Here is a 17,392-nt window from a genome sequence, read left to right on the forward strand (position 1 = left end):
AAGTCGTAAAAAGTTAAAATTATTTAATTAAGAAATTGAACTTGTCCATATTCTTAAGGGCAATACCTGTTCCGCGAACTACAGCTCTCAACGGATCTTCAGCAACAAATACAGGAAGACCTGTTTTTTTGTGGATTCTGTCCGCAAGACCTCTTAGTAACGCTCCTCCTCCCGCAAGATAAATACCTGTTTTGTAAATATCAGCTGCCAATTCCGGTGGTGTAAGAGAAAGTGTTTCCATTACTGCATCTTCGATTCTGATGATCGATTTGTCTAATGCACGGGCAATCTCTTTATATCCAACCATAATTTCTTTAGGTTTACCTGTAATAAGGTCTCTACCTTGTACCGGGATATCCTCGATGTCTACATCAAGATCTTCTACTGCAGAACCTACTTCAATTTTGATTCTTTCAGCAGTTCTTTCTCCGATATAAAGGTTATGGTGAGTTCTTAGATAATAAGCAATATCATTGGTAAATACGTCTCCTGCAATTTTTACGGATTTATCACATACGATACCTCCTAAAGCTACTACAGCAATTTCCGTAGTACCTCCACCTATATCGATGATCATATTCCCCTCAGGCTTCTGCACGTCGATTCCTACTCCAATTGCGGCTGCCATTGGTTCGTAGATCAATCTTACCTCTTTTGCGTTTACTTTCTGAGCAGAATCTCTTACCGCTCTTTTTTCAACTTCAGTGATACCAGAAGGAATACAGATTACAATTCGTAATGCTGGTTGTATGAATCTACCTTTGATCCCAGGAATTTTTTTGATAAACTCCTTGATCATGTGTTCAGAAGCATGGAAATCTGCAATAACCCCATCCTTCAAAGGACGGATTGTCTTGATGTCCTCATGAGTTTTACCTTGCATATGCTTAGCTTGTTCCCCTACAGCAATGGGTTTACCCGTAGAACGTTCAATTGCAACAATTGACGGTTGATCTATAACAATTTTATTATTATGGATGATTAGGGTATTAGCCGTTCCGAGGTCTATCGCAATTTCTTGCGTAAACATATCAAATAAACTCATATTTTTCTTCTGATTTTAAGTTTACAAAGATATAAATTTAAGACTACTAAAGAAATTTCCCACCAACTTAATTTGGTTAAAGTTTTATTAAAATTTACAATTCTTTATTAACTTTCAATTTAGATGTTTACAGACTTTGAGTTCAACTAAAATTAATGTGACGTTGAAAGGGCGGAAAAGCAAAATTGCAAATGAGAAAAACGGTAAAGAAAACAATATGATCGAGAAATTTAATACGCGAATTTGAAAATTGTTTTTGGGGTATAGGGCAGCAATTTCCGTCTAATTCAAGAATAACCTTATTTAACTGACTCAAAATCAAATTTTTAAAATAACATTAAAAGAGTATTTCATTTTTAAAATTTCACCAACAAGATCTGTAAGAAAATCCGCTTTTTCACCTTTTTGCACTTTTGCCCTTACTTTCTGGCGTCATATCAACCTTCTCTATTCTCTTAGCTTCTGACAAAATCGTTTACTTCCTATAGTTTTTTACGATAATTATCATATACACTATCAGAGAATGATTAATTAAAAAAAGCGTAAATTTGCGACTGCTTATGTTACAGTATTCCAACATCCATCAAACGTCAAATTTTGCCGTGCTTTCTATAAGCTACGAGAAAGCCGACGTAGAAACGAGAGGAAAGTTTGCATTCTTTGATGAAAACATCAAAAACTTTGTTTCCAGGGTTCACCAGGAAGATTTAGGGGATGCATTTGTGGTTTCCACTTGTAACAGGACCGAGATTTATACCACGTCTCCCAATTACCTTTTAGTCGCTGAAGAGTATTGCAAAACCATTGGAGTACATCTGACTGATTTTCTTCAATTTGCCAATATTCTTACCAAGGAAGAAGCGTTGATTCACCTTTTCAGAGTAGCGGCAGGTCTTGAAAGCCAGATTATCGGAGATTTTGAAATCATCGGACAAATCAAAAAAGCATATAGCCGTTTCAAAAAAGAAAGGCAGAATTCTAACCCTTATCTGGAAAGAGCAATCAATGCGGCGATTCAGATTTCGAAAAGAATAAAAAACGAAACAGGTATTTCCAATGGAGCTGCTTCTGTTTCTTATGCTGCCGTTCATTATATTTTAAACAGCCAAAAGAGAATCGCCGAAAAGAACATCCTTCTTTTAGGAGTAGGAGAAATTGGACAAAATACGGTTGAAAATCTGGTAAAACATGTTTACCAGCCCAAAATTAAAATCGCCAACAGAACTCAGGAGAAAGCTGAAAAGATTTCCCAGAAATACAATATCCCTCACGTTGATTATTCTGATTTTGACCAGGAATTAAAAAACACGGATATTCTTATTGTAGCAACAGGAGCCAAACATCCTATTGTAAACCAGTCTCATTTTCCCAATGGGAAAGAAACACTGATCATTGACCTTTCCATTCCTCACAACGTTGAAAAGAACGTTACCGAAAATAAAAACGTAACATTGATTGATGTAGATGAGCTTTCAAAACAGATCCAGGAAACAATCCAGCAGCGGGAAAGAGAAATCCCGAAAGCGGAGAAAATTATCAAGGAACTGATGAAAGACTTCATTGAGTGGGAAAAAAAGAGAAAATTAGCACCAAATATTCATCATTTCAAAGCCGTTTTAAAGAATATGGAACGCAATGAAATGCATAATTTTTATAGAAAGAACAAATATATAAACATCACGGACATGGAACTTTCTGATAAAATGATCCAGAAAATCACCAACCGTTTTGCAAAATATATCATTGACAATCCTTTAAAAGCCGAAGAAATTAGTAAATTAATGCACGAAATATTAGTTGAACAACCAAACAACGAATTCAATGAAAAGCATTAGAATCGGAACGAGAAATTCCGCACTTGCACTTTGGCAGGCTAGAGAGGTTGCGAGGCACCTTCAGAACAACAATTATTTAACGGAAATTGTTCCTATCGTTTCTTCTGGCGATAAGAACCTTAATCAACCTTTATATTCTTTAGGAATTACCGGGGTTTTCACAAGAGACCTTGATATTGCCTTATTGAATGATGAAATTGACATTGCCGTTCATTCTTTAAAAGATGTTCCTACTCTATTGCCTCAGAATATCGAGATGATCGCCTATCTGGAAAGAGATTATCCCCAAGACATCCTGATCAGAAAAGAATCTGCCAGGAATAAGGAGTTCCATGAGCTTAAACTGGCAACCAGCAGTTTGAGAAGAAGAGCGTTTTGGCTGAGAAATTATCCAAACACAGACTTCTCGGATATCCGTGGAAATATTCAGACACGACTTCAAAAATTGGAAGACGGGAATTTTGATGCGACCATTTTATCTTTGGCCGGTATCAAAAGAATGAAAATGGAAATCGATTATGAAATGCTTCCATTAATGATTCCTGCGCCGTCACAAGGAGTAATCTCTGTGGCCGGACACACGGACAAACCTGAGATCAACGAAATTGTACATCAGATCAATCATAAACAGACTCAGATCTGTGTAGAGATTGAAAGAAACTTCTTAAGCACTTTAGAAGGCGGTTGTACTGCACCTATTGGAGCTTTTGCAGAAATTATCGGTGACCAGATCCGCTTCAAAGCAGCACTTTGCTCTTTGGATGGAAAAAACTGTATTGCTGTTGACGAAAACTTTGTCTATACTCCAGCAGAGAATTTTGGAGAAAAGTATGCAAAAGTAGTTCTTGAAAACGGTGGAAAAGAATTAATGGCAGAAATCAAAAGCCAAATCTAGAAATCTCTGTTATAGATTTTACATTCTTTATAACCGCATTTTTTCATCTTCTTAATTTTACCTACAGACATGAAAATCTTATTTACCAAAAATATAGACCAAACCATTATATCCAAAGAATTAGGAGAGGATAACATGGTTGACTGTATTGAGGTAATTAAGACCAAACCTATTATGATCAGTCCTTTTGATCTGAAAAACTATTCTTTGATTTTTACCAGTGTCAACGGAGTAATTTCGTTTTTTAAAAACAAGTTTAAGCCCAATGAAAATTTCACTACAAAAAATTACAATAAGATCTATTGTGTTGGCGAAAAAACGAAAAGGGAATTGAGGAAACATGGGTTTGGAACATTTAAGGTTTTGAAAAATGCTGAAACTCTTTCGAGGTTTATTATCGGAAAATGCCAGCAAGAGCAGTTTCTCCACTTCTGTGGGAATCTTGCCATTAATGTTCTGGACAAGGAACTTCCTTTACAAAACATTAAATACAAAAAAGTTACGATTTACAATACCGAAGAAATCAATCCTTTAATAACTGAAAAATATCATGCTGCAGTATTTTTTAGTCCGAGCGGAGTTCGTAGTTTTGCAAGGCGAAATTCTCTGGAAGGGATGACGCTTTTTTCAATTGGTGAAACTACTTCTGGTGAGTTGAGAAATTATACGCAGAAAGAAATTTTCACTTCTGAAGAAAATACACTGACTTCGATCTTTGAGCTGATAAGAAGAGAAATCAGGAATAAAATTTAGAATATCAGTTGCCGAACATAGCCGGTAATATTAGTTTAAATAGATTATGATAAAAAACGACCTATATTTAAAAGCACTTCGCGGAGAAACCGTTGAAAGACCTCCTGTCTGGATGATGAGGCAGGCTGGAAGATATCTGCCGGAATTCATTGCTTTAAGAGATCAATATGATTTCTTTACAAGATGTCAGACCCCTGAACTTGCGGCTGAAATTACCCTACAACCGATCCGTAGATTTCCGTTGGATGCTGCGATCCTTTTTTCAGATATTTTGGTAGTTCCTCAGGCAATGGGAATCGATTTCAAAATGAAGGAATCTGTTGGCCCATGGTTAGATACTCCAATCAGAACGATGGAACAGGTTCAGAATATTGAAACTCCGGATGTGAATGATACTTTAGGCTACGTTTTTGATGCTATTGAACTGACTCTTCAGAAGCTTGACAATGACATTCCATTGATCGGTTTTGCTGGTTCTCCATGGACTATCCTTTGTTATTGTGTGGAAGGAAAAGGAAGTAAAGCTTTTGATATTGCAAAGTCTTTCTGTTTCCAACAGCCTGAAGCTGCTCATTTATTATTACAGAAAATTACAGATACTACGATTGCTTATTTAAAAAGAAAAGTAGAGAAAGGAGTTTCTGCAGTACAGGTTTTCGATTCTTGGGGAGGAATGCTTTCTCCGACTGACTATCAGGAATTCTCATGGCAGTACATTAATCAGATTGTTGAAGCATTAAGCCCGCTTACCCATGTTGTTGTATTTGGAAAAGGATGTTGGTTTGCTCTTGAAGAAATGACCATGTCTAAAGTATCTGCTTTAGGTGTTGACTGGACCATTAAGCCGGAACTTGCAAGAACATTAACAAACCATACAATGACGCTTCAGGGGAATTTTGATCCTGCAAGACTTCATTCTACTCCTGAGACGATCAAGAAGATGGTAACTGAAATGATCAACCGTTTTGGAAAAGACAGATACATTGCCAATTTAGGACACGGAATTCTACCTAATATTCCTGTTGAAAATGCTGAAGCATTCATCAGAGCTGTTGTAGATTGGAAACCAAACATTTAAGGTTTATTTCATACAAAATAAAATCCCTTTCAAAATAATTGAGAGGGATTTTTTATAAGAAAAAATCAGTAATTAATTCACTTCGGTAATAAAAGCTTCTTTAGGCTTTCTCACTTTCGTAAGATTCACCAACCAGTCTGATTCCGTATTTCTGTACCCGATTGGTAGCAACAAAACACTTTTCAACCCTTTTTCTTTTAAGTTTAGCACTTCATCTACCGCATCAGGTGAAAATCCTTCCATGGGTGTAGAATCTACTTCTTCAAAAGCAGCTGCGATAATGGCAGCCCCGAAGGAAATATAAGCCTGTTTTGCAGCATGGGTAAAGTTTTCTTCAGCAGATCTTTGAGGATATGTTCCCAACAGCATTTGTCTGTAGTTTTCCCAACCTTCATTTTTAATGCCTCTGATCTCATTGGTAAGATCAAACATACTGTTGATTCTTTCTTCTGTATAATTATCCCATGCAGCAAATACCAAAAGATGCGAACAGTCTGTGACTTGTGGCTGATTCCATGCATGAGGCTTAATTTGCTCTTTTACCTCCTGATTAGTGATTACAATGATCTCAAAAGGCTGAAGCCCGCTGGATGTGGGCGCCAGTCTTGCAGCTTCTAATATTTTATCCACTTTTTCCTGTGGTACTTTTTGACCGTTCATTGCTTTGGTTGCAAATCTCCAGTTCAGTTTTTCTATTAATTCCATTAAATTAAATTTAGACTAAGGCAAAATTACTCCAAGAAGAAAGACGAGCAGATATAAAAATTCCTATCTCAGAGATTGTCAAAGTCTATTATTTACGAACTGGTTCCTAATATTCCATGAATTAAACTAATAAACCCTCCAAAGTTTGGAAGATTTATTAGTTTTCCCGTGATATTTTTAATTATCTTCATATCACCATTAACATTTTAAATCATTGAATATGAAAAAATTAAACAAAGACAAAATGAAAAGTATTATGGCCGGAGGAGAGATCTGCCTTGAATGCGCGATTGGATATTATCAGGTTATTATTAATGGCCGATGTAATTGTATTCCGTGGGAATAAAAAAAGCAGCTTAATAGCTGCTTTTTAATTTATATAATAATGAATATTGTATGATTAGCTCAACATTCTTTGTGCCTTCTTAACTCCTTCTACCAGGCTGTCAATTTCCTCGAAAGTATTATAAACAGCAAAACTAGCTCTTACTGTTCCTGCAATATTAAAGAAGTTCATGATAGGCTGTGTACAGTGGTGTCCTGTTCTTACCGCAATACCCATTTTATCAAGGATCATTCCTACATCAGACGCAATCCCTACTCCTTCTAGATTAAAGGAAACCACCCCTGTTCTTTTTGCTTTTTCACCATAGATTTTAATTCCTTCTATTTCCAAAAGCTGTTTCTGGGCATATTCGAGTAAAGCATTCTCATGATTCTGAATATTAGCATGGCCTACATGGTTCATAAAATCAACAGCAGCTCCTAAAGCAATATTTCCTCCTACATTCGGTGTTCCTGCCTCATATTTAAATGGAAGGCCTGCATAAGTAGTTCCTTCGAAAGAACATGTTGCAATCATCTCCCCTCCTCCATGAAAAGGCGGCAGGGCTTCTAATATCTCACGTTTTCCATATAAAATACCCGTTCCCATAGGAGCATACATTTTATGACCTGAGAATACAAAGAAATCACAATCCATCTTCTGAACATCAATATTGAAATGCGGTGCAGATTGAGCTCCATCAATAACAATATAGGCTTCCGTATTCTTTCTTGTTTTAGCAATAATCTCTTCAATAGGATTCACAATTCCCAACGCATTGGAAACCTGGTTTACAGAAACTACTTTAGTCTTTTCGCTTAAAAACTGATCAAAATGATCCATTTGAAGGATCCCATTTTCATCAATAGGGATCACTCGAAGTTTTGCTCCCGTTCTTTCGCAAAGCATCTGCCAGGGAACAATATTGGAATGGTGCTCAAGATATGAAATAATGATCTCATCATCTTTCTGCAGTTTCTGTGTTAAAATATAAGCGATAAGGTTCAGCCCTTCTGTTGTTCCTTTTGTAAAAATCACTTCAAAATCATGCTCAGCATTGATGAATTTCTGGATTTTTCTTCTTGAAAGTTCCATTTCTTCTGTAGCCAGCTGGCTCAGGGTATGAATCCCTCTGTGAACATTAGCATTAAGTTCTGTATAATATGTGTGACAGACATCCAAAACTGAATTTGGTTTTTGAGATGTAGCTGCATTATCCAGATAAACCAAAGGCTTACCATTCACTTCTCTGTTCAATATAGAAAACTGACTTCTTATTTCCTGAATGTCAAACATTTATTTATTTTTTAAATTAAAACGTCCTTATTTAGAACACTTCAAATTTACGGTTTTTTTTCTGAAAGAAGGCATGGGGTTGCATGCTGATACTTGTCAGCTGATAGAAATATTCGATGGTTTGTGGTGGAGAAAAACAATGAGATAAAGGAAGGTGAGAAGGATCGATGTACAAATTCACTTATTTATCTTCCACTATAATATAAATAAAAAACCCGCCAAAATTGACGGGTTCTTATATTGTTTAAATAAGCAATTCTTATTCTGCTGCAGTTTCTGCTGCTTCAGGAGCTGCACCTTCTTCAGTTGCAACTTCTTCATCCTCATCATCTTCCTGTACTGCACCACCTTTCATTGCATTTCTAGACATCTTAACAGCAACTACTACTGCGTTGTCAGGGTGAACGAAAGAATATCCTACTGTTTTGATGCTACCGATGTAAAGTTTGTTACCGATTCTTAATGGAGTAACGTCTACAACGACTTCATCTGGCAAGTTAGCAGGGATAGCTTTTACTTTTAGCTTTCTGAAAGACTGACGTAAAACACCACCAGCTACAACACCTTTAGAACGTCCAACAAGTCTTACTGGAACTTCCATAACAACTGGCTTATCGTCAGATAGTTGATAGAAGTCTGCGTGAAGAATTTTGTCCGTGATTGGGTGAAACTGAATATCTTGAAGAACTGCTGGAATTGTTTGACCATCAACTTCAATAGATACCGTGTGTGCTTCAGGAGTGTATACTAACCCTTTGAAAGCTCTCTCTTCAGCAGAGAAGTTCAATGGTGCACCACCTCCATAAACAACACAAGGAACTAATTCAGCATCACGTAAAGCTTTTGTAGACTTTTTGCCCACGCTTTCTCTTTTTGTACCTTGAATTGTAATAGATTTCATTTATAAAAATTTAAAAAATTGTTCTAATTATAATTTGCAATTCGCTTAAAATCAATTAAATAACAAACTTACTGCTAATTGATTTGTGCTCATGAACCATTGTCATAACATCTGCAAATAATGGGGCGCAAGATAGCACTTTTATTTTAGATGACAAATTATTTTTAACAGGAATTGAGTCAGTTACAATAACTTCCAAGAGTTTTGAGTTCTCAATATTATCGTAAGCCTTTCCTGAAAGCACTCCGTGAGTTGCCATTGCTCTTACTGTTTTTGCTCCTTTTTCAATTAAGATTTCTGCTGCTTTGCAAAGCGTACCTGCAGTATCAATCATGTCATCAATAAGGATTACATTTTTACCTGTCACGTCTCCGATAAGGAACATTTCTTCTACAACGTTTGCTTTTTTTCTTTCCTTATAAGCAATTACTACTTCAGCACCAAGGTGTCCTGCATAGTTTTTAGCTCTTTTTGCACCTCCCATATCCGGAGAAGCAATAGTAAGATTATCAAGATTCAAAGATCTGATATAATCTACGAAAATAGAAGATGCATACAGATGATCTACCGGGATTTCGAAGAATCCTTGAATCTGATCTGCGTGAAGATCCATGGTCATCACTCTTGTTGCTCCCGCTGCTGTAAGAAGGTTGGCAACTAACTTAGCACCGATCGGTGCTCTTGGTTTGTCTTTTCTGTCCTGTCTGGCAAGTCCGAAGTAAGGAATTACAACGGTAATGCTCTTTGCAGAAGCTCTTTTCGCTGCATCAATCATTAGAAGAAGCTCTAAAAGATTGTCTGCAGGAGGGAATGTAGATCCGATTAGGAAAACTCTTCCTCCTCTTACAGACTCGTCCAAAACAGGCTCAAATTCCCCGTCGCTGAACTCCTGAAAGTTGATTTTTCCTAATTCTTTCCCATAATTCTGGGCAATTTTCTCTGCCAAGTCCCTGCTGGTTCTTGTACAAAATAGATAACTTAACTGATCGGCCATTTTTACTTTTTAAAAGATTTTGCAAATTTAAAAAAAAACCACAAGATTTACTCTTGTGGTTTCTAAGTTTTTATTTTATCAATAATTAAGGGAATTTAACTCCTGAATATTTGTTCGGATCTACCTGTGGAAGTGTAGAACCATATTTTGCATTAATAGTTTTGATAAATTCATTAGCTACAATACCGTAACCACGTCCTGTAAGGTGTACCCCATCTAAAGAGAAAGCTCCTCCTGTAACGAATGTTGCTGTATATTTCACGCCATCCCACATAATTCCTGATTTGGAATTCAGCTCCTGCATTTTAGCATCCATATCTACGAAAGCAATTCCTTTATCCGCGGCTGCCTTTTTAATAGCATTGTTATAACCAGTGGTTGCAGCAATTACTTTTGCAGTCTCAGCTTCTGTAAGTACAAGTTTATCCTCTAAAGGAACTGAAGTACCACCACCTGCTTGCGGAGTAAGAACTTTACTTGCCGGTAAAAGAATTAAATCTTTAGCTGTAGTCTGTCTGTATTTTGGAAGTCCTGGAACTGTTGAAAGATCTTTATCTACAATAACCGCTCCGTTAACCGCTGCTCCTGCAGTGAATTTAATTAATCTTCTCTGGTATTCAGCATCGTTGATCGCTCCCAGGGTTTTAGCCTGAAGTAATCCTGCATTATACTGACCATATCCTGTATTCAACTGAGTTACCTGAGCATCTGTTAATCCTGTTAATGGCATTGCAGGAACTCTTGTAAAATAAGGTACATTGGTAACAGTTGGAATATTCGCAAGAATTCCTTTTCTTTTTGTTCCAGCAGGGAATAATTTATCTACTAAATATGCATAGGTATTACTGAATCCTACTCCTACAGCACCATCTACCGGTGTAATTGGAATATTGGGATCAGCACCTCCTGAAGTTGCATATAATAAAACATCATTATTTCCAATCCATAAAGAAACAAAGGTAGGATCCTGCTTCAACGCATCTTCTAATACAGAAGCTGTTGTTGTTGATGCAAATCTTACAAAATAAGGATTGGCTGTAGCTGGTGTAGATGTTAATCCAGCTGGATTTCCATATCCTGGTGCTATTAAATGAGCTACTCTTGCACCTGGAACTCCCATATTCTGGTAAGGACCACCTGAAGAGACATTATCTAATGCTCCACCAGGAGCTGTTGGACCTGGAGTTAAAGCACCGTTAACAACACTTAACACATATTTACCTGCAAAATCTCCAGTTGCCGGGTTAAATAGATTGGTAAATCCTCCGATATCATTAGGCATCATAGGCTGCTTAAAAGCACCACCACCAGCCAATTGCATTTGTGCTGCAATCATGCTTGGGTAAGATTCATTCTGCCCGCTGCTATAAAGAGCTCCGTCTCTATAACCAGCAGTTAGTGAGTTTCCTAAAGAGATATATCTTGTAAAGTCTGCGTCTCCTTTTGTTACCTGGATATCTTTCACATCCGTATCGAAATCCGTATTACAGCTTGTTACTGTAAAAAGAAGTGCAGAAACTGCAATTGTCGATATTATAATTTTTTTCATAGTCTTCTAAAATTAAAAAGGATTATAAGATAAACCTAGACCCAAGTAGAACGCTGTTGCTTTCGACTGTCCGTAGAAACCTAGACCAGCGTTATTTACATTTCTGTATTGAGGCATTGCATATCCTCCTGCGATATCAATTCCGAACTGCTTCAATTTGATACCTATACCTCCTGTTACCACATAAGTATCGTATGAAGGTGTTTCCGGAATAAAGTTATCTGTAGTATAAGGCGCTTCATCATAATAAGCTCCCAAACGTCCGTAAATCATATTGGTGAAGGCATATTGAGTCCCCAATCTGAATGTTTTGGAGTTTTTGAAGTTCTTAGGACTTGTAAGAATAGTCGGATCCGATGGATTATTTCCGATAGGTGCATTCTCGAAATCTAAAGTAAGTTTGCTGTATCTTTCCCATCCGTGGTAGTTAAAGTCTGCAGAAACCTGCCATTTCGGTGTTACTCTATATGTTAAACCGATTGTATATTCTTCAACAAGAGGAAGAACTGCTGAGAAGCCATCCTGTCCTGCTGCATTCAGCTTCAACTGTGTATAAATAGATTGAGACGGGAACTGGAATGTTGCTGTACCGTTTTTAGCTTTCATATCTATTGCAGAGCGGTAAGCAATACTCACGTCTAATTTTGGATCAGGTCTGAAATAGAAACCGAAACCATATCCATGTCCGCTTGCTTTTTTATCATTGATATTCACCTGCCCACCGAATTGTGTTACAGCTTTATCCCAATCTACAACTCCTTTTGCATAAATATAACTTGCACCAAAAGATACCCAAGGGGCAAGTTTCACAGAAACCATCGGCTGGAAGTAGAAACTCTTCAGTTCCAGTTTCTGAACCATTTCTCTACCTTCCCAGTTTTCCGGCCACTTAATTGTACTTCCAAAAGGTGTTGTAACACTAAGACCTACTGTTAGTTTTTCTATTGGTCTATAAGTAATCGCAGCATAGAAAGGAGTTCCTACAGGGTTATCTGTTTCTGTACTTTGTAAAGTATTAAAGTTTTGAAAAGTAACCTTGTTACTTGCAGCAAACCCTCCAGCCACTACACTCAGTTTGGAAGGGATAAATGACATACCCGCAGGGTTAAAAAATGTCACACTCGCGTCTTCGGCATGAGCACTAGTATGCGCCATTGCCAATTGTTTCACCCCTTGCAGGGAAACTCTGAAGCCTCCTGCGTAAGATAGAACTCCCGCCAATAAAGCAGTTGATACTAATATTTTTTTCATAGACTATTATATATAAGTCAAATATAAAATTATTTTGAATACGTCTGTTAATATTTCCTAATATTTTAAACAATATCTTAAAAGAAAACTATGTTTAAAATAACACATTGAAATAAAGGCAATACAATATTTTAATTATTAAACACTTAAGCACACTATAAAATAATTAAAATCAAACTGTTTAATATTAAACAACTGTTTAACTATTAAATAATCTTACTCCAAAAAAATGAAGCGGGAGGGTAAATGATAATAAATGTTAATTTAAAAAAGAAGTCAAATAAAAGATATTTATTATTTAATATCTTCTCCTTTTATCCCTCTGTGACATCCTTATTTCAGTTTCGAGCTCTTATTCTTACTTAAAATACCCAAATGTTTTATACCGAATTCAGGTTATTTAAGTATTTTAGAATTGCATAAAGATAAAAATACATAAATTTGCAGATTATAAATAATAGTAATATATGAGTTGTGGATGTAAAACATCCGGCGATTCTGCACATTCTTGTGGTCCTAAAAAAACTGCAAGTGGCTGTGAAAGTGTAAATACCTGCGGGAATAGTTATAAATTAAGTGTTTTTGACTGGCTTTCTGACATCAACAATCCGGCACCAAACAGGTGTGATTTTGTGGAAGTTAGATTTAAAAATGACAGGAAATCGTTTTATAAGAATGTAAATAATATTCCTTTACATATAGGTAGCGTAATTACAGTAGAATCAAGTCCGGGACACGATGTAGGTGTTGTAAGCCTTACAGGAGAACTAGTAAAGATTCAGATGAAAAAGAAAAAATTTTCTGAAGAATCTGCACTCAAAATATACAGACAAGCCAACCAAAAGGATCTTGAGGTATGGCAGGAAGCAAGAAAAAAAGAAGATGGTGTAAAACTTGAAGCGAGAAAAATCGCTCAAAGATTAAACCTTGAAATGAAAGTTACTGATGTGGAATATCAGGGTGATTCTTCAAAAATCACTTTTTATTACACAGCTGATAACCGAATAGACTTCAGACAGCTAATCAAAGATTTCGCTGGAACTTTCCGAACTAAAATCGATATGAAACAAATCGGTTTCAGACAGGAAGCTGCAAAAGTAGGTGGAATAGGGTCTTGTGGACGTGAGCTTTGCTGCTCTACATGGCTTACAGATTTCAGATCTGTAAACACCAATGTTGCAAGATACCAGCAATTGAGTATTAACCCTCAAAAACTAGCTGGGCAATGTGGAAAGCTAAAATGCTGTCTTAACTATGAACTTGACAGTTATTTGGATGCATTGAGCAATTTCCCATCTTCTTCAACAATGTTGGAGACGGAGAAGGGGAAAGCATTCTGTATCAAAATTGATGTTTTCAAAAAGAAAATGTGGTTTGCCTACGTAGATAGTTCTATGGCATGGTACGATTTTGACATTGATCTTGTGAAAAAGCTGATTGCAAAAAATAAAAGAGGAGAAAGAATACTTCCTCTGGAAGACCTGAAACAGCCGGAACCTTCTACTCACAATATTGACCTTATCCAGGAAAATAATGTGGATCGTTTTGAGAAGAAGAACAGAGGAAACAGGAACAAAAACAACCAGAATAAGCAAAATAACAATCAGCAGGCACCGACCGCACAAGGACAAGGGCAAAAAAGAAACAGACCGGAGAGACAAGAAAGACCGGAAAGATCTGATAAAGCCGAAAATCCAAATGCTCAGTCTGGAAATCAGCCTAGACCACAAAAACAACAGCCACAGCAAAAAGGACCTGTGGAAAAAGTAGAAGGCAATTCTGATGCTGACAATAAGCCACAAAACAATCCGAACAAGAAGAAATTCAAAAAGAAATTTCCCCCAAAAAAAGATAAAGATGCGTAAAATTTTAGGATTATTTTCCCTTATCCTTTTCTTTAGCTGTAACTCTTCTTCAGGAGGAGATGTTATCATGAATTCCGTTGATAGTAAATGGAATAAGAAAAGTGAGCAAAAATTTAATCTTGAAATTTCAGATCCGCAGAATCCTAAAAATATTATATTTGTCGTAAGAAACAACAGTAGTTATCCTTACAGCAATATAAGGTTCATTGTAAATTTCACCAATCTCCAGAACAAGAAAAAGGAAACCGACACCTTGAATTATGTTTTGGCAAAACCAAACGGAGAATGGCTTGGTACAGGCTTTGGTGATACAAAGGAAACATTGTTTCAGTATAAATTAAACTATAAATTTCCGGGAAAAGGAAAATATGAAATCGGCTTGATTCAGGCGATGAGAAACGATAACCTTCCGGGAATTGAGGATATTGGGGTAAAAATAGAAACGGCTAAACCGTAACCATAAATGGAAGAAAACAAAAAAAATGCAGGAAATAAGGGGAAAACATTTCCTCTGCCTCCCAAAAAAAGAAAGATACCTCCTGGAGAAAATGGGTTTCATTTATTTGGATTGGACTCATTGCAGTAGTGCTGGGAATTTCGGGGCTTTTCTTTGCGGTTTCCCAAGGATTCGTTGGGGAAATGCCTGATGTAAAAGAACTGGAGAACCCAGATATCTTTGTCGCTTCTGAAATTATTTCTTCAGACGGAGTTACTTTAGGTAAATTTGAAAAAGAAAAAACGCAGCCTATCGTTTATAAGGATCTTCCTCCTTATCTTATTTATGCTCTTCAGGCTAAAGAAGATGAACGTTTCAAAGAACACTCAGGAATCGACTTATATTCTGTTGCCAGAGCTGTAGCCTATGGTGGTGGACGTGGTGGTGGTTCTACCATTACCCAACAGCTTGCAAAACTTCTTTTTACAGGGAATGCTTCTCAAAACAAAGTTGAAAGAGGATTCCAGAAATTAAAAGAATGGGTTGTAGCAGTAAGTCTTGAGAAAAGATATACGAAAGAAGAGATCATCACTCTTTATTTCAATAAATTTGATTTCCTTTTCAATGCTAATGGTATTGAAATGGCTTCCAGAGTTTATTTTAACAAAAAAACTTCGGAACTTACATTACCTGAAGCTGCAACATTTGTAGCAATGCTTGAAAATCCAAGAAAAAACAATCCTTACAGATATCCTGAAAAGGCAAAAGAAAGAAGGAATGTCGTATTGGATCAAATGCAGAAAACCGGATATATTGATGCTGCTACTTATGAAAAGGCTGCCAATACTCCGATTCAAGTAGACTTCCACCCTATTAAAAGCATTACTGACGGATATTCTGCTTATTACAAGTTTTATCTGAGAAAAGAGATTGACAAATATCTTGACGCTAATGAAAAAGAAACGGGTAAGAAGCTTAACCTTTACAAAGACGGTTTAAAAATATATGTAACCCTTGATTCTAAAATGCAGAAGTATGCAGAAGAGTCTATCAAGGAACACTTAACTGATCTTCAGAAGAGATTTGATGCAGAGCAGAGAGGAAGAAAAAACAGACCTTTCTATTATCTGAACGATAAACAAATCCAAAGCGTGATGCTTCAGGCCATGAAAAGAACCGGCCGATATAAGCTTTTAAAAGCTGACGGCATGCCTGAAGATTCTATTATGATGGAATTCAAGAAACCTATCAAAACTTCAAGATTCACATGGAGTGGCGAAGAAGAGGTAGAAATGTCTCCTTGGGATTCTATCAGATATCACAAACAAATTGCACAGGCCGGCCTTATGTCTATGGTTCCCGGAACAGGAGAGATCAAGGCATGGGTAGGTGGTATAGATTGGCAGCACTTCCAATATGACCACATCAAGCAAGGTAAGAGACAGGTAGGATCTACCTTCAAGCCTTTCGTATATGCAACTGCTATTATGAAACTGGGAATGACTCCTTGTTCAGCTGTTTCTAACGGAACTTATGATCATAACGGATGGCATGTACCGGGAAGAGGAGGAATGCTTACTTTAAAAGATGCATTGGCACACTCTCAAAACCCTGTTGCTGCAAGACTTATTGAAATGACAGGAGTAGACGCTGTAATCCAGACCGCAAGAGATCTGGGAGTAACAGAAGATATTCCGAGAAACAATACAATTGCTCTAGGTTCATCAGACATTACAATTTACGAGATGCTAGGAGCTTATAGTACTTTTGCCAACTATGGTAACCACAACAAACCGGAAATGATCTGGAGAATTGAAGATGCCAATGGTAGAGTAATTAAGGAAGTAAACGTAGAACCAAAAGAAGTGATGAACCCAATGTATGCTTACACCATGATTGAACTGATGAAAGGTGTAGCACAGTACGGAACTGCTTCTGGAGAATTAGGAAGAAGAGGAATCTCAAAAGCGGTAGAAATTGCTGCTAAAACAGGTACAACTCAGAACAACTCCGATGGATGGTTTATGGGAATCACTCCAAAATTAGCAACCGGAGCATGGGTTGGATGGGAAGACAGAGCAACTCACTTCTTCGGCACAGGTGAAGGTCAGGGTGCGAAAATGGCATTACCGATCTGGGCAATCTTCATGAAGAAAGTATGGGCAGATAAGAGTTTAGGAATAACTCCTGACGATAAATTTGTCAAACCTTCAGACTGGAAAGATGGTTGTTCAAACCTTAAAGGCTTAAGTGGAGGATATGGAGATGATGGAAGTCTTCAGACCATCGATGAGATTAAAAATCCAAGACCGGCAGATCCTACCCCTAAAAAACCTACAGAAAAGAAAGAGGACAACGTCAATGAAAACCTTCATTCCAATGATGAAGTAGATTTCAATAAATAAATTCTCTTTTAGAAATACACAAGACCTTTCAATTATTTGGAAGGTCTTTTCTTTTATAA

The 17,392-nt window shown here is 36.9% G+C and carries 14 protein-coding genes and 1 pseudogene; 8 read left to right on the top strand and 7 right to left on the bottom strand.

What is annotated here, in order from left to right; genetic code table 11:
• Positions 1 to 19 precede the first annotated feature (19 nt).
• Complete coding sequence (locus tag LF886_RS00325; RefSeq protein ID WP_103231746.1) at positions 20 to 1,045, bottom strand: rod shape-determining protein; 1,026 nt, start codon at positions 1,043 to 1,045, stop codon at positions 20 to 22.
• 560 nt (positions 1,046 to 1,605) lie between these two features.
• Between LF886_RS00325 and hemA the strand changes: the two genes are divergently transcribed.
• The 4 genes from hemA (at position 1,606) to hemE (ending at position 5,606) form a co-directional block, all read left to right on the top strand.
• Entirely contained in the window at positions 1,606 to 2,880 is a 1,275-nt protein-coding gene (gene hemA, locus LF886_RS00330; protein ID WP_236852149.1) for a glutamyl-tRNA reductase, read from the top strand.
• Positions 2,867 to 3,775, top strand: coding sequence for a hydroxymethylbilane synthase (hemC, locus tag LF886_RS00335; protein WP_236852150.1), 909 nt, complete (start codon positions 2,867 to 2,869; stop codon positions 3,773 to 3,775). The genes hemA and hemC overlap by 14 nt, the downstream gene beginning before the upstream one ends.
• 69 nt (positions 3,776 to 3,844) lie before the next feature.
• Positions 3,845 to 4,528 (top strand): uroporphyrinogen-III synthase, encoded by a 684-nt coding sequence (locus tag LF886_RS00340; RefSeq protein ID WP_236852151.1) that lies wholly within the window; start codon positions 3,845 to 3,847, stop codon positions 4,526 to 4,528.
• A 46-nt stretch (positions 4,529 to 4,574) separates the two neighbouring features.
• Positions 4,575 to 5,606, top strand: a complete 1,032-nt coding sequence (hemE, locus tag LF886_RS00345; RefSeq protein ID WP_103235412.1) for a uroporphyrinogen decarboxylase — start codon at positions 4,575 to 4,577, stop codon at positions 5,604 to 5,606.
• 72 nt (positions 5,607 to 5,678) lie between these two features.
• Here hemE and LF886_RS00350 read toward each other — a convergent pair whose 3' ends face one another.
• Positions 5,679 to 6,311 (bottom strand): NAD(P)H-dependent oxidoreductase, encoded by a 633-nt coding sequence (locus tag LF886_RS00350; protein ID WP_236852152.1) that lies wholly within the window; start codon positions 6,309 to 6,311, stop codon positions 5,679 to 5,681.
• A 220-nt stretch (positions 6,312 to 6,531) separates the two neighbouring features.
• Here LF886_RS00350 and LF886_RS00355 point away from each other — a divergent pair, with 220 nt between their 5' ends.
• Positions 6,532 to 6,657, top strand: a complete 126-nt coding sequence (locus LF886_RS00355; protein WP_236852153.1) for a GNAT family acetyltransferase — start codon at positions 6,532 to 6,534, stop codon at positions 6,655 to 6,657.
• 54 nt (positions 6,658 to 6,711) lie between these two features.
• Here LF886_RS00355 and LF886_RS00360 read toward each other — a convergent pair whose 3' ends face one another.
• From LF886_RS00360 to LF886_RS00380, 5 genes are all read right to left on the bottom strand, one after another.
• On the bottom strand, positions 6,712 to 7,932 hold the full coding sequence (locus tag LF886_RS00360) for an aminotransferase class V-fold PLP-dependent enzyme (protein ID WP_236852154.1): 1,221 nt from the start codon (positions 7,930 to 7,932) through the stop codon (positions 6,712 to 6,714).
• A gap of 259 nt (positions 7,933 to 8,191) precedes the next feature.
• The gene (locus LF886_RS00365; RefSeq protein ID WP_236852155.1) at positions 8,192 to 8,833 is read right to left on the bottom strand and encodes a 50S ribosomal protein L25/general stress protein Ctc; all 642 of its coding nucleotides are present in this window, start codon (positions 8,831 to 8,833) and stop codon (positions 8,192 to 8,194) included.
• Between the two features lie 55 nt (positions 8,834 to 8,888).
• Positions 8,889 to 9,827 (bottom strand): ribose-phosphate pyrophosphokinase, encoded by a 939-nt coding sequence (locus tag LF886_RS00370; RefSeq protein WP_109737822.1) that lies wholly within the window; start codon positions 9,825 to 9,827, stop codon positions 8,889 to 8,891.
• An 85-nt stretch (positions 9,828 to 9,912) separates the two neighbouring features.
• A complete protein-coding gene (locus LF886_RS00375) occupies positions 9,913 to 11,376 on the bottom strand; it encodes a G-D-S-L family lipolytic protein (protein ID WP_236852156.1) in 1,464 nt (487 codons plus the stop codon).
• A 12-nt stretch (positions 11,377 to 11,388) separates the two neighbouring features.
• Entirely contained in the window at positions 11,389 to 12,627 is a 1,239-nt protein-coding gene (locus tag LF886_RS00380; protein WP_236852157.1) for an OmpP1/FadL family transporter, read from the bottom strand.
• A 467-nt stretch (positions 12,628 to 13,094) separates the two neighbouring features.
• On the opposite strand from LF886_RS00380, the gene LF886_RS00385 reads away from it, so the two are divergent.
• The 3 genes and pseudogenes from LF886_RS00385 to LF886_RS00395 all read left to right on the top strand — a co-directional run bounded on the left by LF886_RS00385 (position 13,095) and on the right by LF886_RS00395 (position 17,333).
• On the top strand, positions 13,095 to 14,492 hold the full coding sequence (locus tag LF886_RS00385; protein WP_236852158.1) for a stage 0 sporulation family protein: 1,398 nt from the start codon (positions 13,095 to 13,097) through the stop codon (positions 14,490 to 14,492).
• Positions 14,485 to 14,949, top strand: coding sequence for a gliding motility lipoprotein GldH (locus LF886_RS00390; RefSeq protein ID WP_236852159.1), 465 nt, complete (start codon positions 14,485 to 14,487; stop codon positions 14,947 to 14,949). The genes LF886_RS00385 and LF886_RS00390 overlap by 8 nt, the downstream gene beginning before the upstream one ends.
• 6 nt (positions 14,950 to 14,955) lie before the next feature.
• Positions 14,956 to 17,333: pseudogene (locus tag LF886_RS00395) on the top strand (transglycosylase domain-containing protein).
• Positions 17,334 to 17,392: the final 59 nt, after the last annotated feature.

The organism is Chryseobacterium sp. MEBOG07, from assembly GCF_021869745.1.
Taxonomy (GTDB): Bacteria; Bacteroidota; Bacteroidia; order Flavobacteriales; family Weeksellaceae; genus Chryseobacterium; species Chryseobacterium viscerum.

What these genes read in the sequence shown, in the direction of transcription:
- hemC (WP_236852150.1), top strand. Translation starts at nt 2,867, where the DNA reads ATGAAAAGCATTAGAATCGGAACGAGAAATTCCGCACTTGCACTTTGG.
- LF886_RS00340 (WP_236852151.1), top strand. Translation starts at nt 3,845, where the DNA reads ATGAAAATCTTATTTACCAAAAATATAGACCAAACCATTATATCCAAA.
- LF886_RS00350 (WP_236852152.1), bottom strand. Translation starts at nt 6,311, where the DNA reads ATGGAATTAATAGAAAAACTGAACTGGAGATTTGCAACCAAAGCAATG.
- LF886_RS00360 (WP_236852154.1), bottom strand. Translation starts at nt 7,932, where the DNA reads ATGTTTGACATTCAGGAAATAAGAAGTCAGTTTTCTATATTGAACAGA.
- LF886_RS00375 (WP_236852156.1), bottom strand. Translation starts at nt 11,376, where the DNA reads ATGAAAAAAATTATAATATCGACAATTGCAGTTTCTGCACTTCTTTTT.
- LF886_RS00380 (WP_236852157.1), bottom strand. Translation starts at nt 12,627, where the DNA reads ATGAAAAAAATATTAGTATCAACTGCTTTATTGGCGGGAGTTCTATCT.
- LF886_RS00370 (WP_109737822.1), bottom strand. Translation starts at nt 9,827, where the DNA reads ATGGCCGATCAGTTAAGTTATCTATTTTGTACAAGAACCAGCAGGGAC.
- LF886_RS00355 (WP_236852153.1), top strand. Translation starts at nt 6,532, where the DNA reads ATGAAAAAATTAAACAAAGACAAAATGAAAAGTATTATGGCCGGAGGA.
- LF886_RS00325 (WP_103231746.1), bottom strand. Translation starts at nt 1,045, where the DNA reads ATGAGTTTATTTGATATGTTTACGCAAGAAATTGCGATAGACCTCGGA.
- hemA (WP_236852149.1), top strand. Translation starts at nt 1,606, where the DNA reads ATGTTACAGTATTCCAACATCCATCAAACGTCAAATTTTGCCGTGCTT.
- LF886_RS00365 (WP_236852155.1), bottom strand. Translation starts at nt 8,833, where the DNA reads ATGAAATCTATTACAATTCAAGGTACAAAAAGAGAAAGCGTGGGCAAA.
- hemE (WP_103235412.1), top strand. Translation starts at nt 4,575, where the DNA reads ATGATAAAAAACGACCTATATTTAAAAGCACTTCGCGGAGAAACCGTT.
- LF886_RS00390 (WP_236852159.1), top strand. Translation starts at nt 14,485, where the DNA reads ATGCGTAAAATTTTAGGATTATTTTCCCTTATCCTTTTCTTTAGCTGT.
- LF886_RS00385 (WP_236852158.1), top strand. Translation starts at nt 13,095, where the DNA reads ATGAGTTGTGGATGTAAAACATCCGGCGATTCTGCACATTCTTGTGGT.